We start from the raw sequence: 20,623 nt of genomic DNA, 5'->3' as shown, positions 1-20,623 counted from the left end.
AGGAATGCCAGACATGATCTCAAGAAATCGCCTGCGGAAATGGACGACGATGCTCGGCGTGGCTGTCGTGCTGGGTGCGAGCAGCCTGCCCGCAACGGCGGAAAGCCTGTTCAGCGAGCAGCGGTTTCGTCCGCTGACGGCGGACAACAAGGCATTCCGCGTGGACGACGTCATTACCGTGCAGGTCTACGAAAACGCGTCGGCGGCTGCCAATGCGGATACGGCCACCCGGCGCAAGAACGATGTCGGCGGCAACCTGACCGTGACACGCACGCCGCCGTTCGCGGCCAATCTCAGCGTGGCTGGCGATTTCGACGGTGGTGGACGCACAAGCCGGGCAGGGAAGGTTCTGGCCCTGCTCACGGTGCGCGTACTGGAAATCCTGCCCAATGGCGATCTGCGCGTTGGCGGGGAACAGTTGCTCGTCATCAATGGCGAACAGCAGCGCATCAACCTGGAGGGCCGCGTACGCCCGCTGGACATATCGGATGGCAACGTCGTGCTGTCCACGCGCATTGCCGACGCACGCATCACCTATGTCGGCGAGGGCGACTTGTCCGAGCGGCAGACGCGCGCCTGGTGGCGCAAGGTACTGGACTTCCTGGGCCTGTGATGAAGAACCTCATGACTACCTGCCTGGCCAGCATGCGTTGCGCGATGCTCGGCATCGCATTGCTCGGCGCCACGGCCTATGCGGCCACCGAAGCGCCGGTACGCGTCAAGGACCTGGGCAAGCTGCATGGCTGGCGCGAGAACGCGCTGGTTGGTTACGGCATCGTGACGGGCTTGGCCGGCACCGGAGACGCCCCCACCAACCGTTCCACCAAGCAGGCGCTGGCCAACGTGTTCTCGCAGTTCAACATGACCATTCCGCCGGAACAGGTGCAGAGCCGCAACGTCGCCGTGGTCATGGTCACCGCCGCGCTGCCGACGTTCGCGCGCGAAGGCGACACTGTGGACGTTACGGTCACCTCTGCCGGCGATGCCCGCAGCCTGGTCGGCGGCACGCTGTTGCTGACCCCGATGAAGGCTCCCAACGGCCGCATCTACGCGCTGGCGCAGGGCCCGCTGTCAGTGGGGGGATACCGGTACGACGCCAACGGCAACGTCGTGCAAAAGAACCATCCCACCGTGGGTTCCATCCCTGCCGGCGCCACGGTGGAAGTCGGTACCGACGCCAACATGGTCGATGCACGCCAGAACATCACCTTCGTGCTGTCGGAACCGGACTACACCACGGCCAACCGCGTGGCCAATGCCATCAACGCCCAGTTGGGTGCGCCATTGGCCGAAGCGCGCGATGCCTCCGGCATCCAGATCAACATTCCCGAGGCGCAGCGCGGCCATGCGGTGCAGTTCTTCTCGCGCGTCGAGAACGTGACCGTCGATCCGGACCGGCGCGCCAAGGTAGTGATCAACGAACGCACCGGCACCGTGGTCACCGGCGGCGACGTGCGGCTGGCCAGGGTGGCGATTTCCCATGGTGACCTGAAGATCTCCATCGTGACAGATCACACGGCGTCGCAGCCGATGTTCGTCGGCTACGGGTACAACCCGGGGGTGCGCACGGCTATCGTCACCAATTCGCGGGTGGATGTCGAGGAGCGCAATTCACCGGCGTTCGTTGCGGCCACCAACAATACGGTGGCCGATCTCGTGCAGGCACTGGCGCAGATGAAGACCAATACGCGGGACATCATTTCGATCCTGCGCGCCGTCAAGGCCGCCGGGGCCTTGCACGCGGAACTGGTGGTGCAGTAATACAAGTCGGACGTCCGTTGCGGCGATCAGAACGACATTAACGAAAAGGGGGTGGACGATGGTTCCAGGAATCGAAGGGGTCACCACGGCGGCGCTGTCGCTGGCGCTCGATGCGGCGTCGCTGCAGCACCGGGTATTGGCGGCCAATGTCGCCAACGTCAACACGCCGGGCTACGTGCCGATGCGCCTGCGCTTCGCGGCACGAATCGAAGACGGCGGCGCACGCCAGGCTACGGCCGCGACCGATCCGGCCTCGATGTTCGCTGTGCGCATGTCGCTGCAGCCTGCGCTTGACGCGAGCGGTGCAGCGGCCACCGTGCAGCCCGACCAGGAGGTGGCGGCGATGTCCGAGAACGCGCTGCACTACCAGGCGCTCGCGGCCGCACTCGACAAGCACCTTTCCATTCTCTCCAGCGCCGTCTCGGACGGCAAACGATAGGCATCCCATGGACTATCAGCAATCCTTCGCCGTCAGCGCAGTGGGCATGAGCCTGGAGCGCATGCGCGTGGATGTCTCCACGCTCAATCTCGCCAACGCCAGCACGGTGACGGGCGCAAACGGCACCGCGTTCCAGCCGATGCGGGTGGTGTCATACGCGCGCACACCACAGATGGCCACATCTGTTGCCGCCGACGGCAATGCCTTCAACGCGATGGTCGACCGCGCGTTGTCCGCCCCCGCCGCCTGGATCGAACCGACCACCATGCCGGCCCGCAGGGCATATGAGCCGGGGCATCCGTACGCCGACGCCCAGGGCTTTGTCGCCTACCCCGGCGTCGACACGGCGACCGAGATGATGACGATGATGGCGGCCACGCGGGCCTACGAGGCCAACGTGGCGGCGCTGACCATGGCGCGCTCGATGGCGCTGAAGGCCCTGGAGATTGGAGGCAACGTATGACCATCCCCGCCTTGGCCGAAGTCGCCGCAGCGGCGGCCTCCATCGTTTCGCCGACAGTTTCCGCGGCCGCGCCGGTGGATGCGGCCGGAAGCTCCACCGTGCGTACCGGCCCGGCATCGTTCGCGGGCATGGTCAGCACGGGCATGGAGCAGGTGAACCAGTCGCTGCTGGCAAGCCAGCAGGACATGCAGAACCTTGCAGTCGGCAATGTCCAGAGCCTGCACCACGTGATGATCCGCCTGGAGGAAAGCAAGATCGCGTTCCAGTTGATGCTGCAGGTACGCAACCGGCTGCTGGAGTCATACCAGGACGTCATGCGCATGCAGGTGTAAGCCGCATGGGGACCGTGGACAAATGACAATCGACATGCAGGGGATGATGTGCTGAAGGACTTCTGGAATGGCCTGTCCGGTGCGCGCCGGATCAGCCTTGTGATTGGCGCCGGCGTGATCGTTGGCGCGACGCTGCTCGCCGGCGTCTGGCTGCTGCGCGCCGACCAGCAGGTGCTGTTTTCTGGCTTGTCGCCCCAGGACGCCGCGGTGATGACGGCCGAACTGGACCGCATGAAGGTGCCGTACAGCCTGGCCGACGAAGGCACCGTCATCCTGACCGATGCGGACCTCGTACACAAGACGCGCCTCAAGCTGATGGGCAAGGAACTGCCGCTCCATGGTGGCGTGGGCTTCGAACTGTTCAATGCCGGCGACTTCGGCATGACGGAATTCGCGCAGAAGGTCAACTACCAGCGCGCGCTGCAAGGCGAGCTGACGCGGACCATCCTGTCCATCGCCGACGTGAAATCGGCGCGCGTGCACGTTGCACTGCCTGAGGACGGCCTGTTCAAGCGTGCCGACAACAAGGCGAAGGCCTCGGTGACCATCGGGATGAAGGATGGCAAGTCACTGGCGCCGGATCAGACCATTGGCATCCAGCGCCTGGTCGCGGCATCGATTCCCGGCCTGGTCAGCGAGGATGTGACGATCCTGAACGAACAGGGCGTGGCGCTTACACGTGCCCGCCAGTCAGAGGCCGGCGGCGACGGTGGCGCACGCCTGGATCTGAAGCGCGATACCGAAGCCGCGCTGGCCCGCAAGGCCACCGACGTGCTGGAGCGCACCTTCGGTGCCGGGCAAGCCATGGCCAGCGTCGATGTGACGCTGAACATGGACGCGGTGCGCATCACGACCGAGGATGTCGTGGGCACGCCGGGCCGGGGCAACCAGGCGCTGACCGGCGTAGTGGTCCGCGAGCGGGAAAGCAGCCACGACGGCGGGCTGCCGCTGGGCGTGCGCGACGCGGCAGGCGGCAGCACGCAGCGGGAAATCGAATACCAGGTCGGCAAGCGCGTGGAGCAGGTGATCAGCCAGCCCGGCTCGGTCAAGCGCATGCAGGTGCTGGCGATCGTCAAGCGACCGCTGTCGCCCGAGCAGACCGAACAGGCCAAGGCGCTGCTTGCCACCGCTACCGGCATCGTCGCCGAGCGCGGCGACGTGGTGCTGGTGCAGACCATGGGCACCTACGGCGCTGGCACCGCCACGCCCGGCGTCGACGCGAATCGCGACACCAGCGCCACGCCCGTGACGTCCACGGCTTCGCCCGGAACGACGGCATCGAGCATCGGCATCCCGCAGGCCACGGCGGCATTGCTCGCGCTTGTGGTCTGCCTTGGTCTTGGCTGGTGGCTAGGACGTACCCGCAGGCCGGCATCCGCTACGCAAGCGCAGATGAGTGACGCCGAGCGCCAGGCGATGCTGAGCCAGCTGCAAACCTGGCTCGATGGCGCGGATCGGCCGCGCAACGACGGCCGTGGCCACGACGGAGGCTCGCGTGAACGTTGACCAGACACTCGCTACCGGCGCGATGCCGACGGATGACCGGCGCGTCGGGCTGGCGTTGCATGCGATGGCACCTGCCGATCGCGGCTGGATGCTCGAGCGTCTGCCGGCATCGGCGCGCGGCCAGTTGCGCGAGTGGCTCGACGAACTCGAATCGCTCGGCGTCCCACGCGATCCGTCGCTGCTCGCCGCCGCACGGGCGGCGTTGCCTGCGCGCTCCCAACCCGCAAACAGCCGGGAAGCAATGATCGCCAGCGTCGCGGCGCTCTCGCCGGAGCAGGCAGCCGACGTTCTCCGACACGAACCCGTGGCGCTGGCCGTCGCATTGCTGGGTATCAGCGATTGGCCGTGGCGCCAGTCGGCCATCGCCATGCTCGGCGCGAGCCATGCCCGCCGCGTTGCGGAAGCGACGATGACCACGCATGCCAGCCAGTCGGCGCCGCTGGCGCCCGCACGCGACGCCGCGCTGATGCGCGCTGTACTGGACCGCGTGGCAGCCGCGCCGCACGCGCAGGCGCCGGCCAGTCAGGCGCGTGGGGCGCAAGTTGCGGGACGTGCCCGTCAGCACGTGGCGGGCCTGGTTGCGTTGTTCTCCAGAAAGGCCGCCGCATGAGCCATCCGACGTCGTCGCGCGTACTTAAAACGGTCGGTCTCGACGGCATTGCCCGTACGGTCGGGCGCCGCCGCGCCACGCCTGTGCCGGCGGCCGGCATCGTGCAGGGCGGCAACGCAGCCCCGGCGCCGGTTGCCACACCGGTGGCCGTCGCGGAATCGCAGCCGCGGGCTTCAGAGGCCGAAGCCATCGGCTACGCGGAAGGCTATGAGCGCGGGCTGCGCGAAGGATTGGCCGACGCCGCCCAGCGCGTCGAACAGGCGACCCGCGAGGCGGTGGACAACGCGCAAGCCGACCTCCGCGCCGCCCGGGATGCCGAGCGACAGCGTATCGATGCCGCACTGTCCGAGCACGGGAACCTGACACGCCAGGTGCTGGAACAGGTGCAGCAGCACATCAACAGTGCCATGCGACAGATTGAGGAGCACGCGGTGGCCATTGCCTATGAAGCGGTGTGCCGTATCGTGGGCGACGCCGCCCCGCAGGCAAGTGCCATCCAGGCAATCGTCGCCACTGCGCTGGCAGAGCTGGGGGGCAAGCCGGCATTGCGCGTGCGGCTGCATCCGCGCGACCTCGCTACGCTGCAGGCTAGTCCCGACGCTCAGGCACTGTTGCAGGGTTTTCCGGCCTTGAGCTGGACGGCGGACGACAGTGTGTCGATGGGCGGATGCCTGGTTGACAGCGCAGCGGGCACGCTGGACGCCCGGCTGGAAGTGCAGTTGCGCGCGCTGGGCCAGGCCTGGCGCACTGTCGTCACGCAGGCGCGTACCGCATGACAGCCCTGCTGAACGCCGTCCGCGCGGCCACCGCCACAACCGTCCTTACCGAGCGGACCGGCACGGTACGCCGGCTGTCGGGTCTCGCTATCGAATCGGAGGGACCAGACGCGGTAATCGGGGAAGTGTGCGCCATCTCGACGCGACATGCCGATGCGCCGGTGATGGCCGAGATCGTCGGGGTGCGGCCCGGCGCCGTCACGCTGATGCCGTACGCGGCTGTCCACGGCCTTGGCGTAGGCAGCCGCGTGGTGGCGACCGGCCGGATGGCCAGCGTCGCGGTGGGGGATGCACTGCTGGGCCGCGTGATAGACGGATTCGGCGAACCGCTGGACGGCGGCGCCGCGCCGGCCTGCACCCGACGCCTGCCGTTGCATGCCCGGCCCTTGAACCCGATGCAACGGCCGCGCATCGAGCATGTGCTGGAAACCGGCGTGCGCAGCATCGATACGCTGCTCACCCTTGGCAAAGGTCAGCGAGTGGGAATCTTCGCTGGCAGCGGTGTGGGCAAGAGCACCTTGCTTGGGATGATTGCACGCCACGTCAAGGCCGATATCAATGTGATCGCCCTGATCGGCGAACGTGGCCGCGAGGTACGCGAGTTCATTGATAACCAGCTCGGCCCCGAAGGCATGCGTCGATCGGTGGTGGTAGTCGCCACGTCGGACCAACCCGCACTGGCCCGTGTGCAAGCCGCATACGCCGCCGTCGCCATCGCCGAATCGTTCCGCGACGCCGGCAAGCAGGTGCTGCTGACGATGGACTCCGTGACCCGCCTGGCCATGGCGAGGCGCGAGATCGGGCTTTCCGCCGGAGAACCGCCAACTTCCCGGGGCTATACGCCGTCGGTGTTCGCCGAACTTCCGCAACTGTGCGAGCGCTGTGGCACCGCGCCAGGCGGCGGCAGCATTACAGCGCTGATGACGGTGCTGGTGGAGGGCGACGACATGAACGAGCCCATTGCCGATACGCTGCGGGCCACCCTCGATGGCCATATCGTGCTGTCACGCGCACTGGCCCATCAGGGACAGTACCCGGCCATCGACGTACTGCAGAGCGCCAGCCGGTTGATGTCGGACCTGGTGGACCGCCCCACCCGAAACCTGGCCACTGAAGCCGTGCGCAACCTGGCCGTGCTAGAACGCAACCGCCAACTGGTGGATATCGGCGCGTATGAGGCTGGCAGCAATCCTGAACTCGATGCCGCCCTGACGCGCGCCGGGGCGCTGCGAGACTTCCTGACGCAATCGGACGGCGGGGCGGATCGTGCGGGCGCCCTTGATACCTTGCGCGAGTTGGTGGCGGCGCGGGCTCAGATGGAGCCGGCACGTGGCTGAAGCCCGATTCCGATACGCGCTCGATCCGGTGCTCAAGCGGTCTGACTGGCGCGTCAGCGAGGCCACGCGCGCGCTGGCGGCCGCCACGTCGGCCTGGATGCAGCAGCGTGATCGGCATGTGGCACTGGAACAGGAGCTTGCCGAGGTGGCTGGCGCGCTGGATAGCCCCGAAGGCGCACCGATCGATACCGTCAGGCGCTCGCAGGCCCTCCGCTTTCTGGGGCAAGCGCGCGTGCGGCTCGATGACAGCGCTCAGGAACTGCAGTCACGGGCGGGGGCACGGGAATCTGCGCAGCGCGCGCTGGCAGAGGCGCATCGCGCGCTGGAACTGCTGGTGCAGCACAAGGCCGATAGCCGGCGCGACCATGCCACCGAAGTGGCGCGCCAGGCGGCGATGAATGCCGACGACGACTGGACGGCGCGGCGCGCCTGGCAGCAAGCGAGCACCGACACGCCCGCAGAGGAGGCATGAGCATGCCATTGGATACGTCAACCCTGAACGATATTGCTTCCGGTGGCCTGACTGGCGCCACGACGCGCAGCACCGGAGGCGTCGATGCCCACGCATGGCAGCGCGAAATGGAGCGGGCTCAGACCCAGGACTGGTTTCAGGGAGCGGTGGCATACCGGCAGCAACGCGCAACGACCCCGTCCTCGGCCACGACGCCAGCCGCGAGCCTGCAAGGCGAACCGGTGACTGGCGGCGCATCGCCCGCGAGCGCGATGTCTGCTGCCGCGCAACGCGTGGCGATCCAGTCGATCCGGCTAGGGCTCGGCGTGGAGGGGCCGTTGATGTCCGCTATCGAGCCACAGATCGAGCCGCAACTCCAGCCGCAACTCGGGCCGGGCGTGGGCATCGGACAGGCGCTTCCGACCGCTTCCGACGCCGTGCTGCCCACCGTCACGGGCCAGGAGGGCGCCGCGCGCCAGGCCTCTATCGTCGCAGCGGGGCGCGAGCCGGACTCCGGGCGTGACGAGATGCCGATGCGCCTGCACGTGGAGGTGAGCGAATCCGGCGCACGGCTGTGGATTGGCACGGCGGTTTCCACGAACGAACAGGTCGAACAGGCGGTGTCGGAAATCCGCCGGCGCCTGGCGGAGCGCGGTATTGCATTGACGGGCGTGACCTGCAACGGCAAGCCCTGGCAGCAGACTCTTTCCGGCCGCGCAGAGATGGCGCAGCCGGCCCCATACTCAGAGGAGGGAATCATCCATGGCATCGATCGATAGCGTTGGCAGCGCCAGTCTTCAATCTGGTTCCATCGGCCTGCAGGACTTCATGAAGATCCTGCTGACCCAGTTGACCTACCAGGACCCACTCAAGCCCATGGACAACCAGGAATTCATGGCGCAGATCGCGCAGTTCACCTCGCTGGAGCAGGCGCAGCAGATCAACACCAAGCTCGACACGATGCTTTCGAGCCAGTCGTCGCTCCAGTCGGTGGGATTGATCGGCAAGACCGTTGAGGTGTCCACGCAGTCGGGCACGGCGGTGGGCACCGTTTCGTCGCTGTCGCTCGCCAGCGGTACCCCGCAACTGACGATCACCACAACGGCAGGGGCACCGTTGTCCGGCATCAGCCTGTCGCAGATCAAAACCATCCGCTGAATCGCACGTACGGGAGTCCGCAATGCTCGATTCAATCTACCTGGGCATGACCGGCCTGATGGGATATTCCCAGGGGCTCAAGGTCATCGCCAACAATACGGCGAACATGAACACGCCGGGCTTCAAGAGCTCGACACTGCAGTTCGGCGATCTCGTCTATGCCAACGCCGACGGCGTGCAGACCGGCCTGTATGGCGGGCAGACGGGTTACGGCTTCGGACTTGCCACCTACGGCACGACGCTGAACTTCAACGGCGGCGAGCTGAGGCAGACCGGCAACGCGATGGATGTCGCGGTGGACGGCCTCGGGCTGTTCGTGATCCAGGATGCCAACGGAAACATCCGGTACACGCGGTCCGGCCAATTCGAATTCAACGATGCGGGCCTGCTGGTCACCCGTACCGGTGGCCTCAAGGTGCTGGGTATCGACAAGAACGGTACGACCGGCATTGTCTCGCTGGACGGCTACCGCTCGTCGCCGGCCAAGCCAACGACCTTGGTCAGCATGACCGGCAACCTGTCGAGCACCGCCACCGAGCAGACGGTCAGCCCCATCAACGTCTACGATTCTGCGGGCGTGCAGCACACGCTGTCGGCAAAGTTCACCAACGGCAGCGCCACCACGCCCGGCAGCTGGACCGTTTCGATTCTCGAAGGCACGGTCGAGGTAGGAAAGGGGACCCTTCGATTCAAGGACGGCAGCCCCGACCCGGCAACTGCGCTTCTGACCTTCACCTACGCGCCGGCCGGACAGTCGCCGATGGACGTCACGCTGGACTTCAGCAAGGACGTGACGTCATTTGCGTCGGGCAACCTCTCGACGCTGGCCGCCACGAAGCAGGACGGCCTGGCGGCGGGCACGCTGTCCGGCGTTGCGTTCGACGAGAAGGGTTTCGTGACGCTCACCTATTCCAACGGGCAGGTGAGCCGGGGAGATCAGCTGTTGCTCGGCCGGTTCGATTCCAGCGATGCGATCGCGTCGGTGGGCGACAATTTGTTCCGCTCCACGAACGACAACCTGTGGCACTTCGGCGTGGCGGGCACCGACGCATTGGGCAGCATCCAGACTACCTCGGTCGAAATCTCGAACGTGAACCTGTCGCAGGAATTCAGCGACTTGGTCATCATGCAGCGCGGCTACCAGGCGTCCTCGCAAGTGATTTCCACCGCTAATGACATGATCCAGGAGCTGTTCACGATGAAGGGCAAGGCATGACCGAAGCCCGTACACAGGGCGGCGCCTCGCGCCCGCTGATCTGGTGGCGCGAATCGGAGCTTGGTGCGCTGCGCGCACGCATCGACGAACGACTCACGCAGTTCGGCCGGGACTGGGGTATGACCGTCACGATCTCGGCGCTGCAGAACGCCTGCGACGCTGTGTCGCTGCCAGCCATGCAACTGTCCGACGCGTGGACCAGTCTCGAACCGGCTTGCCCGGCGGCACGCGGGATGTGGGTGGCGGGTACTGCCGAACCATCGGCATTGATGGAGCGAGCGCTGTTTGGCGAGTCGCGCGGCCAGGCGTTGCGTGGTGCATACGACAACGACACGTCGATAGCCAGCACCGTGGCGGGGCAGGCGTGGCAAGGATTGGCGGCGGCGCTGGCGGGCACCGATGCCCACGGTACGCATGGCGATGCGGCGGACACGGATGCTTCGCCACCACTGGGTGGACTGCCGGCCCGGCAGCAACTGCCATGGTCCGGTGCGGTCCGGGCGCAAATCACCATTGAAGGCCTGGCTGCGGTAAGCCTTGGCTGGCAACTGGATCCCAACCGCGCGCAGGCATGGATGGCGGCGCGCCCCCGCGCATCGACGGGTGGCGCATCGCGCGCGGTACTGACACCGGTGCTGGAGGCCATGCATCGCCAGCCGGTCGCGTTGACGGTTCGGCTGACGGACATCGAACTGGACCTTGGCGCGCTACTGGCCCTGGAGCCGGGCGATGTGATTACGATCGGCCATGCACTCGACCATCCCGTCCCACTTTACCTGCAAGAGGCCGGCGGCAATGCCGGGGCGCTCGCCGCCGGCCATCTTGGCGCAATGAACGAACGCAAGGCCATCCAGCTGCTGCCGCACGCTGTGGCGCACACCGGCAATTCCCAATCCTGAGCAACATGTTGACCCATACCCCTTCCGAATCTGTTTCCGCAGATGGCCAGCCGACCTCGCCGCTGGCCCAACCGCTGGCCTATGAGCCGCTGCACGAGACGCCCTCCGGCCATGGCGGCGCCGTCATGGCATCCATCAGCCCGCTGCTGGCCGTGAAGACACGACTTGAGGTCTGCGTCGGAGAAACCCAGGTCACCGTGGGTGAACTGCTGGCGGCACGCGACGGCCACGTCCTGAAGCTGAACCGCAATGTGGACCAGTCGGTCGACTTGCGACTCGACGGCAAGGTTGTCGCGCGTGGCATGCTGGTGGCCGTCGGTGACAGCTTTGCCGTGCGCCTGACCGAACTGCCGGTACCCCTCGCTCCCTGACATGGCGCAACCCCACAGCTCCTCGGCTTACGCGGGCGCCAGCGCAGCCAGCGACGCAGCGGCCACAGCCGCCGCATCGGCCGCGGCCGCGCCGCTGCCGTTTCGCCAGGACGAGGATGTCCTTTCCGGTCCGGCTGGCATGTCGATCCTGCTGTTGCTGATTGCCGCGGTCGTCGTGCTCTGGTTCGCCGCCCGTACCCGCTCGCGACACCCCTGGCTGATGCGCATGCTTGGCCCCCGACTGCCAGCCGGCGCGCCGGATGCTGCAATCGTGCTCACCGCGCAGACGCAACTGAATGCCGGCGTGAGGCTGCACGTCATCCGCTGGGAAGGCGGACGCGTGCTTGCCGCCGTCAACGCCGCAGGGCAGGTGACCGTGCTACAGGCGCAGCCCGGCGAAGGGCCTGCCGACGGAGACAACGGACAATGAGCGCCGTTTACTTGCGCATGGGCCTGCGGCGATGGATCGCCGGACTGGTCGTGGCGGCGGCAAGCCTCACGCTGACCGGGTTGTCGATGGCGCAGTCGTCAAGCCCACCACCGGGCTCGCCCGCGTCTGATGCCCAGCCACAGACGGTGGTCACGCTGCTCGACGACGATGCACCAGCTTCGCCCGGTGCGCCCGATGCGCCGGCGCCATCGGGCGGCCGCATCGCCATCGAGCGGAGCACGCCCGCCGTGTCCGGCATGCCTGACGCGCGGGCCCCGGCACAGACTTCGCAGCCCAGGGCCAATGCGGAGCCCGTGCGCGCGGCGTCGCGCATCAGCGCGGCACCCGCGCGTGCGGGCGAGCCGACGCGCGCGCAGGACGTGCGCATTTCTCCCAGCGAGACCTCGTTCGCCCTGCGCGCGGTCATCGGGCTGACCGCACTTGCGGTACTGCCGGCCATGCTGGTATGCCTGACGGCATTCCTGCGGATCATCATCGTGCTGTCGATGCTCCGCCACGCAATCGGCATGCCGGAGACGCCGCCCAACACGGCGCTGATCGGGCTCGCCCTGTTCCTGACGCTGTTCACGATGGCGCCCGTGTTCCAGACCGTCAACAACGATTCGCTGCAGCCTTTCATGCAGGGGCGTATCACGATGGATCAGGCCTACACGCGCGCCAGCGGACCGATGCGCGAATTCATGATACGGCAGACCCGCGAGCAGGACCTGGCCTTGATGGTGGAACTGTCGAAGGCGAAGAAACCGGAGTCGATGGACGATATCAGCAACGTGCAACTGATTCCGGCCTACATGCTGTCGGAGCTTCGGGCGGCGTTCCAGATCGGCTTCGTGGTCTTTCTGCCATTCCTGCTGATCGATCTGATCGTGTCGAGCATCCTGATGGCGCTGGGCATGATGATGATGCCGCCGATGACCATCGCGTTGCCGCTGAAGATCCTGATGTTCATTCTGGTCGACGGCTGGAGCGTGCTGCTGAAGGCCCTCGTGGGGTCGTTCCATTGACGCGTGCCATGGCTGAAGAACTCGACACCGATGGCGAAGACCTGGATCCGCCGGCCAAGGCCGGGGCAGGGCAGGCCGCCGAGGCAGCACTGTGGCGCCGCTATCGCGAAACGGGTGCCCAGGCTGAACGCGATGCGTTGATCCATCACTATCTGCCGTATGCGCAGATCGTGGCGGCTACCTACTACGGCCGTCGCACCCATGACGAGATCGAGTTCGAGGAATACCTGCAGTTCGCCACGGTAGGGCTGGTGGAGTCGGTGGACCGCTATGCCGACGATCGCGGCGCGCAGTTCAAGACGTTCGCGTCGCGCCGCATGCATGGCGCGATCCTGAACGGCCTTGAACGCCTGACTGAAAAGCAGCAGCAGATTGCGCTGCGAATGCGGCTGCGCCAGGAACGCATGAAGGAAGTCAAGGCCGCCGCACGCGCGGCGGTGGACGGGGCCGGGGATAACGGCGCGGCAACCAGGGATGGGCCTTTCCGCTACCTTGCCGAAGTTGGTATCGGGGTTGCCCTGACGTTCCTGCTCGAAGGCACGGGGCTGGTGGAGAACGACTCGCTCGTCAGCGCGCCCACGCCCCATTACTATGGCAGTCTGGAATACCGGCAGCTGCAGCAACGGCTGCGGCATTTCATCGGAACGCTGTCCGCCCAGGAGCAGACGGTGATCCGATTGCATTACCTGCAGGAAATCCGCTTCGAGGAAATCGCCGGAACGCTTGGCCTCACGAAGGGGCGCATTGCACAGATCCATCGTGCGGCACTCGACAAACTGCGGAAATCATTGAAGTCGCACCAATCCTCCGACGTGGCGTGGTAAAGGCCCGTCGATAACCGGACAAAAGACATATGGTCAAGGACCCCAATGCCGATGCCCGCCTGGCCAGGCTCGAGCAGTACCTGCGCGAGGACCCGAACAACCTGCCGTTGCTCGAGGATGCCTACCAGGCGGCTTGCGCCGCCGGGGAGTGGGAGCGCGCCCGGTTCCACCTCCGCCACGCGGCGGCCCTGGGCGTGAAGGGACCAGCCGTGGAGTTCCGGGAAAGCCGCATCGATCTGGCCATCCATCGGTGGGCCGATGCACGCATGCGTCTGGAGGCGCTCCAGGCAACGGGCGGCCTGTCGGCAGAGGCGGAAGAAGCCATTGCCCATGACCTGGCCTACGCGGCATTCCGGCAGGGGGATTTCCCGCACGCTCGTAGTCTGCTGGCAGCCCGAGTGGCCGTGCCGATGGCGCCGTCGGCATTCCAGGTGCTGTGGCTGCGCGTGCTGCATCACGCCGGCGACCTCGAAGGCGCCAATGCCTGGGCCCGCGAACGCATGGCCGCGCAGGCGCTGGCGCCCGAAGCGGCCGGCGTGGCCAGCCTGGCCGCGCTGGACATGGGGCAGCTGGATCTGGCCAGGTCCTGGGCGACTGCGGCGCTGCGCGAAGACAACCAGCGGCTGGAACCGCTGGTGACGCTAGGCACCGTCGCGCTGGCGGAACGCCAGCCGGCACAGGCTGAAGACCTGCTGCGTCAGGCGCTGGACGTTCATGGCGAAGATGGCAGGGCATGGTCCGCGCTTGGCTTCGTACACCTGCTCGACATGCGCCTCGACGAGGCGCTGCTGGACTTCCACCGCGCTGTGCAGTTCATGCCAAGCCACGTTGGGACGTGGAACGGCCTGGGCTGGACCAACATCGTTCGTCGTGACATCGGTGCCGCCGAGCATGCGTTTGCGCGTGCCGTGGAACTGGATCGGAATTTTGGCGAAAGCCATGGCGGGCTGGCCGTCGCGTACGCGCTGCAGGGCAAGCGAGAAGACGCCGAGCAGGCCATGGCACGGGCTAACGGTCTGGACAAGGGAAACCTGGCCACCCACTATGCGCAGGCCATTCTCAATGGCGACGCGCACGATGGGCAGACCATCAAGCGCCTGGCCATGCGGTTGCTGGCGCGCCGCGATGCGCCGGCCGGCGGCACGATGGCAGACTGGCTGCAGCCTGCCGTGGCGGCCACCGTCGACAGTGCCGGGGAAAATTCCGGCGGCCAATAGATCGCTGGACTGCGCCCGATGCCGGATGCCGGATGCAGGCCCGGCTCAGGCAGGCGTGGCGGGCGCCGGTCCCTGGATCAGCAGCCGCGACGCCTCTTCGATGGCCGCCGCCACCTCGGGCTCCGACTCCATCTGCTTGTGAACGTCTTCCACAAGCTGGTAGAAGCGCGCATCGTTCATGAGCGATTCGCCAAATTCAGCCAGCAACACGGATTCCAGAAACACCCGGAAGGCCTTGCGCCGACGCTCGGGATCTTCGGGATCTATCGCCGCCACGCGACGCGCAATGACGCTTGCCAGGTCAGCCTCATTGCCCGCACCGCCCGCCGATTCCTGCCGCGCCGATTCCTTGCGTGCCGTAGCCGCGCCAGTACGGCGACTGCCCAGCGAGGCCACCTGGGCCCGGATCAGGGCAGCCAGCCGGCTCGCGCTGTCGATCTGGGTCATGAGCGGCCTGCCCGGAAGTCACTTTGGGGCGGCGGGGCCGAAATGCTGCCTGTCTTCAATTGAGCGATCCGTAATTCGACAGCAGCACGTGGGTTTCGGTCTCCGAGGCAGCCTGCGGCAGTGCTTGCCCGGGTGGTGCTGGCGGCGGGGAGACCGGCGCTGCATCGGCCGGCTGGCCGCCGCCTATGGTATCCGCCATCCGTTGCAGCACCATGCGAATATCGGCGTTCAGCGGCGCATTGTCCGTATTGGCGTCCATGCCGGCATGAAACAGTCGCGCCGCCTCGGACATGTTGTCCTGGGCCAGTTGCGTGAAACCCTGTACGAACAGCGCCAGAGCGTGGCTGTCGCCCAGCGCCAGCAGCGGCTGCCAGCTGAGCAGCGCCACGGCGACATTGCCTGAAGTGAATTGCAGCAGACCAAGCTGGAAACGGGCGATATGCAGGTCGGGATCGGCCAGCAGGGCACGCGCGAAAGCCATTTCGGCTTCTGCATAGCGGCCGCCCGAGGCGAGCTCGCCGGCGGTCAGCAGGTGGGGAATCGCCGCCTGGGGTGCCATCTCGGTCACGCGCGCCAGCAGCGCCAGGGCTGCCTGGCTGTCGCCGCGCTGGCTGGCGGCAATGGCTTCGCGCAACAGCGCGTCGGGATCGGTGGTCTGCATGTTTTCCTCGCGGGTTCTGTGGGGCCCGCGCACCACAACCCCGCGGCCACAGCCATCTCGCGGGTTCGGAACCGGACCCTGACGAGTATATCCGCGCATTCCGGGGCTGGTTTAGCGCCAGCGACGCTGCCAGGCAATCGATGGTGGCAATTCCGGGCTAAACAATCCCGAAAACGCATGGATATGTTGGTTCAGACAGGCACTTCAAGGCGCGGGTCAGGGCTTGTCATGGCCCGATGGCCGGCGAATGGCATTTGTCGAATCGGAGAAAGGACCTCCAACCCAATACACAACCGGACATTTCATGAGCTACATCACCGTCACCATGAATCACCTCCGCGCTGTCAAGGCGTGGCTCGACCGGCATGGTGGAACGGCGACCGTAAACGTCCAGACGTTCGAACTCGAGATCAAGGCGCGCAACCGGTATTTCAACCTGTACCCGCAGTTCCTGGCCGTGATCAGCGGTCGTGTCTGCTATGTGCCCACCGTGACGGACGATGTGACCGGATTCATCGGCTGGCTGCCATACCGGCCGCTGCGCTGGGCGATCTCCACCGACAAGCTGCTGTTCAAGCAATGCATGCGCGACCAGGGCATTGCCACGCCAGCCACCTGGGACGCCTCGGCGCCAGCTTCCGCCGATTACGTGCTGAAGTCCTCGCGAGGGTCATTCGGCTATGAGCTGAGTGGACCGTACCGCGCAAACCATGACCAGCCCTCCGTCCTGCCGGGGCAGCCGAACGGGCAAGCGTTCCGTGAGGCGTTCGTGACGGGCAAGAACCTCAAGGCATGGTTCTGGGGCGATACGCCGTTCCACGCCCACCTGCACGACTATCCCGAGATCAGCGGCGACGGCACGCGAACCGTGGCGGCATTGCTTGCCGACCGCTTTGCCAGCGTCGGCCTGTCGGTGGATACCTGGCCCGAGATGGCCGCCGTGGACGCGGCGCTGGCCTATCAGCAGGTGGACCGCGAAACGGTGCTGCAGGCTGACCGACGGGTCTTCATTGATTTCCGCTACGGCCGGCTGTTCGCCAACGAAGACCGCTTCAACCGCATGGACAACGGGTTGCCGGCCATGGATACCACGCTGGTAGCCCAGCTCAGGGCGGCCGGTCAGGTGGTGGCGGCACGCTTGCGCCAGGAATTTCCGGGGCCCGTGCTGTATTCGCTTGATGGCGTCGTTGACGACGCTGGCAAAGTCTGGTGGCTTGAAATGAATTCCAATCCGACATTCCCGCCAACCGGATATCCGCATCTGCTGGGCACGCTGTTTGGCACGGCACCCGATGATGCCGTGGCAACGCCGCCAATGCCTGCGGCTGTGGCGGAGGTTGCCACATCCGCGCTTGCGCCCACCGGTGCAGCTTTGGTACCGGCACAGGTCGATCCGTCTGTTAACCTGCAGGTCCTCGCAGCATGAATGCCGTTGTGAACACCGTGCCGGCCGGCCCGGACGCCGCCGCAGCCAATACTGCACTGCCGAACCGCTTGCTGCAGGAAGCCGTGCCGGCCGCGGTTCGCGCCAGTATTGCCGATCCGGCGCGCCTGTCGCCGATGCTCGCTGGTGCATCGATGATCCAGGGCAATCATCTGACGGTACGTGCGGCCTTCGAGGATATCGAAATCGATGCGCCCGCTGCGCTGCTGAAGCTGGTCTTCCAGTGTTGCGACGGAACGCGCACGATCAACGAGATCCTGGCACTGCCCGCCATCGCAACGCACGAGGATTTTGACGACTTCATCGCCTTCCTGCTGCAGGAAGGGGCGCTGATCGATGCCAATCTGGCTGCCGTGCATGCCAACCGCTACGCGCTGCAAGGCAGCCCGTTCGGTCTGGCGGCCAGTTCCGCCATCTCCAACCAGATCTGCCGCCGCTTCCTGTGGAACAAGGAAGAGGGCGCCATCATGCCGCCGGACGACGTCATCGAGGTGGGGCAGGTGCCGCTAGACCGGTTCTTCGACGGCCGGATGTCTTCCTACACCTATGACGACAAGGCCGTGTCGGCCGACCAGTTGCATGCGCTGCTGTGGAGCCTGGCCGGCGTAGTGCGGGTCCGCCATCCGCGCGTGGGATACGTCACGCCTCAGCGCACCATTGCATCGGCGGGTGGCATGCACCTGGTGCAGGTGTGGGTGGCGCTGCAGCATCAGGTCGGGCAGCACGCTCCCGGCGTGTACCGCGTGACGTATCCGTGCGAGCGCCAACTGACGCTGACAAGGGCGACGGATGCCCATGGCCTGCTGCCGCGCGCGTTCGGTCGGCCCTGGGATCTGCATTTCGCCACCGGCGCGGTCTTTCTGACTGCCGATCCGGTTGTTGGCGCCATGCGCTACCGCAGCCGATCGCTGCAATACCTGTTCATGGAAGCCGGTGCGGCACTGCACAACGGCAATCTGAGCGCCACGGCACTCGACATGGGCTACGCCACGATCGGCGGCTACTACGAAACGATCATCCAGCGCATGTGCGCGGCGGACGACGCATTGGTCCTGGGCTCGGCCGTATTCGGCGCGAAGGCGACCGAGGCGCAGCAGCAACTGGTAGCGCGCGCGCCAGAGATAGATTTTGCGTGGGTGGACGAAGCCAACGGCCCGTTCTCGATGGGCTTCCATCTGGCCCGGGCCAAGGTGAAGACCCCCGGCGACGACCGCCCGCACACTTGGGGCCGCGACACCGATCCATGGCTGGCCATGCGCAAGGCGGTGGCCGAAGCCATCGAGCGCGAAGGCTTCCGGCAACCGCGCGATATCGTCATGGCTACCGCGCAATCGCTGCCGGACGCCGTTGATCCGCGTGACGTGGTTCGCTATGCCGACCATCAATACACGCCGGACTTCACGTATCTGCCGTTTGCGCCAGACCGGCCGTATCCGTGGGCAGCGGGCAGGCAGCTGGTTGACGGCAAGCCGGTACATATCCTGGCCGAGCTGGTGTTTTCCCGCGCCAGCCTGGCAGTGGCCGGCTTCGAGACCGTGCGTCCCTATACGCAGGTCACGTCATCGGGTTGCGCAGCCGGCGTTTCGCAAGACGATGCAAGCTTCCGCGCCCTGATGGAAGTGATCGAGCGCGATGCCTTCATGCGCCATTGGCTGGCCCAGAAGCCGGGGCTGACGATTCCGCCCGGCCTGCTGCCGCCGGATGTGCGGCAACGCGTAACGGCCATGGAGGCCGCCGGTTGCAGCATCACGCTGCAGCAGCTTCCGTCCGACTTTGCCCACGTGGCGCTGGTGGCGGCACAGCACGCCGGCCGCCATTTCACCACCATGGGCACCGCGGCAAGCAGCGATCTCGTCAAGGCGCTGGAAAGCGCGCTCGAAGAGCTGGAGGCTCGCGTCTATGCCTGGCTTCATGGCCATGCACCAGGTATCGACACGCCAGAGCAGGTCAATTCCACCGAGCATCACTTCGAACTCTACGGCCTCAGGAAGTACTTCCGGCGCGCCGATCGCGTCCTGTTCCCCAAAGCGCCGGAATGCCTTGCGGCAATGCCCGAACAGGCGCCGGTTCAAACGCTGGCGGCGCTGACCAAGATTTTTGCCGGCAAGGGTCTGAGCCCCATCATCGTCGACATTACGCCGACCGAGTGTTTCATCGACCAGGGCCGTACGCGCCTGGATGTGGTGAAGGCATTCGTGCCCGGGCTGCTGCCCATCTCGTTCGGCTACCAACGAGAACCCCTGGGAATGGTTTCTCGGGTCCATTCTGGATCGAAATTCCCGCATCCGTTTCCTTAAACAGCCAAAAAGGAATCCGCATCATGAATGAACAGCAGAAATCGAAGTTCACGTCTGCGCCGGCGCCGGACAACGTCCAGCGCAACCAGAAGCTGGAGGAAAACCAGCAGACCGCAAGCGGCCGTTGGGGTTCGTGGCACCGCGCCCGCCCGCCTCACAAGATGGGCCTGCCGCTGGGCTCGGGTGGTTGCGGCGACGGCATCGAACGCTGATGCCACATCGCGAAGCGGCATGCCGGGTCATGCTGCCGCTTCGCGCCGTCTGTATCAAACCTGGGAGACACCATGTTAGTTGGGTCCAACGTTCAGGTCTCGGACACGCTCATTCCCGAAGCGTTGCGCGAGTCGCTGATCGAGTGCATTTCCTGGATGCCGCTGCATTTTCTGAATCGCTGGGAACGCTTCAAGTCCCATGAGCTGGACATGCACTGGTACTATCCGGTCGCGTTTTCCGAGACGCCTTACACGACCGACATCGAGCCGACGCTTGCAGAGCTGGACAGCAGCCTGCACCCCATTCTGGAAGCATGGCGCCTGATCAAGGCCAGCCATGACTATCCAGTACGCCTGTACGAATGCATGCTTGGCGCCAACACGTTCGGCACCGAGGGGCGCCTGCACCAGGACATCGCCGAGGCCGGCGAACGTCCGCGCCATCGCACCGCGCTGGTCTACTGCAACAAGGACTGGAAAGTGGCCTGGGCAGGCGAAACCCTGGTCTTCGACGAAGAGATGGAAATTGCCGCAGCCGTCATGCCTAAACCCGGCCGTGTGATGATCATCGAGGGAGACCCCGCTCACGTGGGCCGCTCCGTTTCACGCATCTGCCCGACCGACCGCCGCGTGCTGGTCTTCAAATACTGGGCGGTCTGAACCGCCCGATCCCGACGCACCCCCCCCCGCGCCCCCCGCGCCGCGCGTCGCCCCGGCCTTGCATGCCGGCGGCGATGCAGGCGCGTA

At 66.1% G+C, this 20,623-nt stretch carries 25 protein-coding genes; 23 read left to right on the top strand and 2 right to left on the bottom strand.

The window, feature by feature from the left end; translation table 11 throughout:
- Positions 1 to 13 precede the first annotated feature (13 nt).
- Genes AC24R4_RS27985 through AC24R4_RS27895 form a run of 19 tightly spaced genes read left to right on the top strand, consistent with a single transcriptional unit; the run spans position 14 to position 14,815 of the window.
- Positions 14 to 613 carry a flagellar basal body L-ring protein FlgH gene (locus AC24R4_RS27985; RefSeq protein ID WP_487524119.1) on the top strand — a complete coding sequence of 200 codons (600 nt, stop codon included), beginning with the start codon at positions 14 to 16 and terminating at the stop codon, positions 611 to 613.
- Positions 614 to 624: 11 nt separating this feature from the next.
- Positions 625 to 1,761 (top strand): flagellar basal body P-ring protein FlgI, encoded by a 1,137-nt coding sequence (locus AC24R4_RS27980; protein WP_487524118.1) that lies wholly within the window; start codon positions 625 to 627, stop codon positions 1,759 to 1,761.
- A 58-nt stretch (positions 1,762 to 1,819) separates the two neighbouring features.
- On the top strand, positions 1,820 to 2,200 hold the full coding sequence (locus AC24R4_RS27975; RefSeq protein WP_487524117.1) for a flagellar basal body rod protein FlgB: 381 nt from the start codon (positions 1,820 to 1,822) through the stop codon (positions 2,198 to 2,200).
- 7 nt (positions 2,201 to 2,207) lie between these two features.
- Positions 2,208 to 2,663 (top strand): flagellar basal body rod protein FlgC, encoded by a 456-nt coding sequence (gene flgC / locus AC24R4_RS27970; RefSeq protein ID WP_487524116.1) that lies wholly within the window; start codon positions 2,208 to 2,210, stop codon positions 2,661 to 2,663.
- Positions 2,660 to 2,995, top strand: coding sequence for a flagellar hook-basal body complex protein FliE (fliE, locus tag AC24R4_RS27965; protein WP_487524115.1), 336 nt, complete (start codon positions 2,660 to 2,662; stop codon positions 2,993 to 2,995). The genes flgC and fliE overlap by 4 nt, the downstream gene beginning before the upstream one ends.
- 48 nt (positions 2,996 to 3,043) lie before the next feature.
- Positions 3,044 to 4,501 (top strand): flagellar basal-body MS-ring/collar protein FliF, encoded by a 1,458-nt coding sequence (gene fliF / locus AC24R4_RS27960; RefSeq protein WP_487524114.1) that lies wholly within the window; start codon positions 3,044 to 3,046, stop codon positions 4,499 to 4,501.
- Positions 4,491 to 5,111, top strand: a complete 621-nt coding sequence (locus AC24R4_RS27955; protein WP_487524113.1) for a hypothetical protein — start codon at positions 4,491 to 4,493, stop codon at positions 5,109 to 5,111. Before fliF ends, AC24R4_RS27955 begins: the two co-directional genes overlap by 11 nt.
- The gene (locus tag AC24R4_RS27950; protein ID WP_487524112.1) at positions 5,108 to 5,887 is read left to right on the top strand and encodes a FliH/SctL family protein; all 780 of its coding nucleotides are present in this window, start codon (positions 5,108 to 5,110) and stop codon (positions 5,885 to 5,887) included. The genes AC24R4_RS27955 and AC24R4_RS27950 overlap by 4 nt, the downstream gene beginning before the upstream one ends.
- The gene (locus AC24R4_RS27945; RefSeq protein ID WP_487524111.1) at positions 5,884 to 7,224 is read left to right on the top strand and encodes a FliI/YscN family ATPase; all 1,341 of its coding nucleotides are present in this window, start codon (positions 5,884 to 5,886) and stop codon (positions 7,222 to 7,224) included. Before AC24R4_RS27950 ends, AC24R4_RS27945 begins: the two co-directional genes overlap by 4 nt.
- Positions 7,217 to 7,696, top strand: a complete 480-nt coding sequence (locus tag AC24R4_RS27940) for a hypothetical protein (RefSeq protein WP_487524110.1) — start codon at positions 7,217 to 7,219, stop codon at positions 7,694 to 7,696. Before AC24R4_RS27945 ends, AC24R4_RS27940 begins: the two co-directional genes overlap by 8 nt.
- Positions 7,693 to 8,454, top strand: coding sequence for a hypothetical protein (locus AC24R4_RS27935; RefSeq protein ID WP_487524109.1), 762 nt, complete (start codon positions 7,693 to 7,695; stop codon positions 8,452 to 8,454). The genes AC24R4_RS27940 and AC24R4_RS27935 overlap by 4 nt, the downstream gene beginning before the upstream one ends.
- Positions 8,438 to 8,833, top strand: a complete 396-nt coding sequence (locus tag AC24R4_RS27930) for a flagellar hook assembly protein FlgD (RefSeq protein ID WP_487524108.1) — start codon at positions 8,438 to 8,440, stop codon at positions 8,831 to 8,833. The genes AC24R4_RS27935 and AC24R4_RS27930 overlap by 17 nt, the downstream gene beginning before the upstream one ends.
- Positions 8,834 to 8,855: 22 nt before the next feature.
- Positions 8,856 to 10,049 (top strand): flagellar hook protein FlgE, encoded by a 1,194-nt coding sequence (locus AC24R4_RS27925; RefSeq protein ID WP_487524107.1) that lies wholly within the window; start codon positions 8,856 to 8,858, stop codon positions 10,047 to 10,049.
- Positions 10,046 to 10,948 (top strand): FliM/FliN family flagellar motor switch protein, encoded by a 903-nt coding sequence (locus AC24R4_RS27920; RefSeq protein ID WP_487524106.1) that lies wholly within the window; start codon positions 10,046 to 10,048, stop codon positions 10,946 to 10,948. The genes AC24R4_RS27925 and AC24R4_RS27920 overlap by 4 nt, the downstream gene beginning before the upstream one ends.
- A 5-nt stretch (positions 10,949 to 10,953) precedes the next feature.
- Positions 10,954 to 11,319, top strand: a complete 366-nt coding sequence (locus tag AC24R4_RS27915) for a FliM/FliN family flagellar motor switch protein (protein ID WP_487524105.1) — start codon at positions 10,954 to 10,956, stop codon at positions 11,317 to 11,319.
- Between the two features lies 1 nt (position 11,320).
- Positions 11,321 to 11,749: a hypothetical protein gene (locus tag AC24R4_RS27910; protein WP_487524104.1), complete on the top strand. Its 429-nt coding sequence runs from the start codon at positions 11,321 to 11,323 to the stop codon at positions 11,747 to 11,749.
- Positions 11,746 to 12,774 carry a flagellar type III secretion system pore protein FliP gene (gene fliP / locus AC24R4_RS27905; RefSeq protein ID WP_487524103.1) on the top strand — a complete coding sequence of 343 codons (1,029 nt, stop codon included), beginning with the start codon at positions 11,746 to 11,748 and terminating at the stop codon, positions 12,772 to 12,774. The genes AC24R4_RS27910 and fliP overlap by 4 nt, the downstream gene beginning before the upstream one ends.
- Before the next feature lie 8 nt (positions 12,775 to 12,782).
- A complete protein-coding gene (locus AC24R4_RS27900; RefSeq protein WP_487524102.1) occupies positions 12,783 to 13,598 on the top strand; it encodes a sigma-70 family RNA polymerase sigma factor in 816 nt (271 codons plus the stop codon).
- Between the two features lie 29 nt (positions 13,599 to 13,627).
- Entirely contained in the window at positions 13,628 to 14,815 is a 1,188-nt protein-coding gene (locus AC24R4_RS27895) for a tetratricopeptide repeat protein (RefSeq protein WP_487524101.1), read from the top strand.
- A gap of 45 nt (positions 14,816 to 14,860) precedes the next feature.
- Here AC24R4_RS27895 and AC24R4_RS27890 read toward each other — a convergent pair whose 3' ends face one another.
- On the bottom strand, positions 14,861 to 15,262 hold the full coding sequence (locus AC24R4_RS27890) for a hypothetical protein (protein WP_487524100.1): 402 nt from the start codon (positions 15,260 to 15,262) through the stop codon (positions 14,861 to 14,863).
- Positions 15,263 to 15,317: 55 nt separating this feature from the next.
- Complete coding sequence (locus AC24R4_RS27885) at positions 15,318 to 15,923, bottom strand: tetratricopeptide repeat protein (RefSeq protein WP_487524099.1); 606 nt, start codon at positions 15,921 to 15,923, stop codon at positions 15,318 to 15,320.
- A gap of 304 nt (positions 15,924 to 16,227) precedes the next feature.
- Between AC24R4_RS27885 and AC24R4_RS27880 the strand changes: the two genes are divergently transcribed.
- The 4 genes from AC24R4_RS27880 (at position 16,228) to AC24R4_RS27865 (ending at position 20,536) form a co-directional block, all read left to right on the top strand.
- Complete coding sequence (locus tag AC24R4_RS27880; RefSeq protein ID WP_487524098.1) at positions 16,228 to 17,349, top strand: hypothetical protein; 1,122 nt, start codon at positions 16,228 to 16,230, stop codon at positions 17,347 to 17,349.
- The gene (locus tag AC24R4_RS27875; protein ID WP_487524097.1) at positions 17,346 to 19,664 is read left to right on the top strand and encodes a YcaO-like family protein; all 2,319 of its coding nucleotides are present in this window, start codon (positions 17,346 to 17,348) and stop codon (positions 19,662 to 19,664) included. The genes AC24R4_RS27880 and AC24R4_RS27875 overlap by 4 nt, the downstream gene beginning before the upstream one ends.
- A gap of 23 nt (positions 19,665 to 19,687) precedes the next feature.
- Positions 19,688 to 19,876, top strand: coding sequence for a hypothetical protein (locus AC24R4_RS27870; protein ID WP_487524096.1), 189 nt, complete (start codon positions 19,688 to 19,690; stop codon positions 19,874 to 19,876).
- Positions 19,877 to 19,948: 72 nt separating this feature from the next.
- Positions 19,949 to 20,536 (top strand): 2OG-Fe(II) oxygenase, encoded by a 588-nt coding sequence (locus tag AC24R4_RS27865; RefSeq protein ID WP_487524095.1) that lies wholly within the window; start codon positions 19,949 to 19,951, stop codon positions 20,534 to 20,536.
- The last annotated feature ends 87 nt before the right edge of the window (positions 20,537 to 20,623 follow it).

The sequence above is a fragment of the Cupriavidus sp. CER-90 genome (assembly GCF_057652055.1).
The sequence above is the reverse complement of the archived record's forward strand: the minus strand, read 5'-3'. Positions and strand labels throughout refer to the sequence as shown.

Bases quoted from the DNA above. Each gene is read 5' to 3' on its own strand.
- AC24R4_RS27985 (WP_487524119.1), top strand. From the start codon at position 14: ATGATCTCAAGAAATCGCCTGCGGAAATGGACGACGATGCTCGGCGTG.
- AC24R4_RS27980 (WP_487524118.1), top strand. From the start codon at position 625: ATGACTACCTGCCTGGCCAGCATGCGTTGCGCGATGCTCGGCATCGCA.
- AC24R4_RS27975 (WP_487524117.1), top strand. From the start codon at position 1,820: ATGGTTCCAGGAATCGAAGGGGTCACCACGGCGGCGCTGTCGCTGGCG.
- flgC (WP_487524116.1), top strand. From the start codon at position 2,208: ATGGACTATCAGCAATCCTTCGCCGTCAGCGCAGTGGGCATGAGCCTG.
- fliE (WP_487524115.1), top strand. From the start codon at position 2,660: ATGACCATCCCCGCCTTGGCCGAAGTCGCCGCAGCGGCGGCCTCCATC.
- AC24R4_RS27950 (WP_487524112.1), top strand. From the start codon at position 5,108: ATGAGCCATCCGACGTCGTCGCGCGTACTTAAAACGGTCGGTCTCGAC.
- AC24R4_RS27945 (WP_487524111.1), top strand. From the start codon at position 5,884: ATGACAGCCCTGCTGAACGCCGTCCGCGCGGCCACCGCCACAACCGTC.
- AC24R4_RS27935 (WP_487524109.1), top strand. From the start codon at position 7,693: ATGAGCATGCCATTGGATACGTCAACCCTGAACGATATTGCTTCCGGT.
- AC24R4_RS27930 (WP_487524108.1), top strand. From the start codon at position 8,438: ATGGCATCGATCGATAGCGTTGGCAGCGCCAGTCTTCAATCTGGTTCC.
- AC24R4_RS27925 (WP_487524107.1), top strand. From the start codon at position 8,856: ATGCTCGATTCAATCTACCTGGGCATGACCGGCCTGATGGGATATTCC.
- AC24R4_RS27920 (WP_487524106.1), top strand. From the start codon at position 10,046: ATGACCGAAGCCCGTACACAGGGCGGCGCCTCGCGCCCGCTGATCTGG.
- AC24R4_RS27915 (WP_487524105.1), top strand. From the start codon at position 10,954: ATGTTGACCCATACCCCTTCCGAATCTGTTTCCGCAGATGGCCAGCCG.
- AC24R4_RS27910 (WP_487524104.1), top strand. From the start codon at position 11,321: ATGGCGCAACCCCACAGCTCCTCGGCTTACGCGGGCGCCAGCGCAGCC.
- fliP (WP_487524103.1), top strand. From the start codon at position 11,746: ATGAGCGCCGTTTACTTGCGCATGGGCCTGCGGCGATGGATCGCCGGA.
- AC24R4_RS27900 (WP_487524102.1), top strand. From the start codon at position 12,783: ATGGCTGAAGAACTCGACACCGATGGCGAAGACCTGGATCCGCCGGCC.
- AC24R4_RS27895 (WP_487524101.1), top strand. From the start codon at position 13,628: ATGGTCAAGGACCCCAATGCCGATGCCCGCCTGGCCAGGCTCGAGCAG.
- AC24R4_RS27890 (WP_487524100.1), bottom strand. From the start codon at position 15,262: ATGACCCAGATCGACAGCGCGAGCCGGCTGGCTGCCCTGATCCGGGCC.
- AC24R4_RS27885 (WP_487524099.1), bottom strand. From the start codon at position 15,923: ATGCAGACCACCGATCCCGACGCGCTGTTGCGCGAAGCCATTGCCGCC.
- AC24R4_RS27880 (WP_487524098.1), top strand. From the start codon at position 16,228: ATGAGCTACATCACCGTCACCATGAATCACCTCCGCGCTGTCAAGGCG.
- AC24R4_RS27875 (WP_487524097.1), top strand. From the start codon at position 17,346: ATGAATGCCGTTGTGAACACCGTGCCGGCCGGCCCGGACGCCGCCGCA.
- AC24R4_RS27870 (WP_487524096.1), top strand. From the start codon at position 19,688: ATGAATGAACAGCAGAAATCGAAGTTCACGTCTGCGCCGGCGCCGGAC.
- AC24R4_RS27865 (WP_487524095.1), top strand. From the start codon at position 19,949: ATGTTAGTTGGGTCCAACGTTCAGGTCTCGGACACGCTCATTCCCGAA.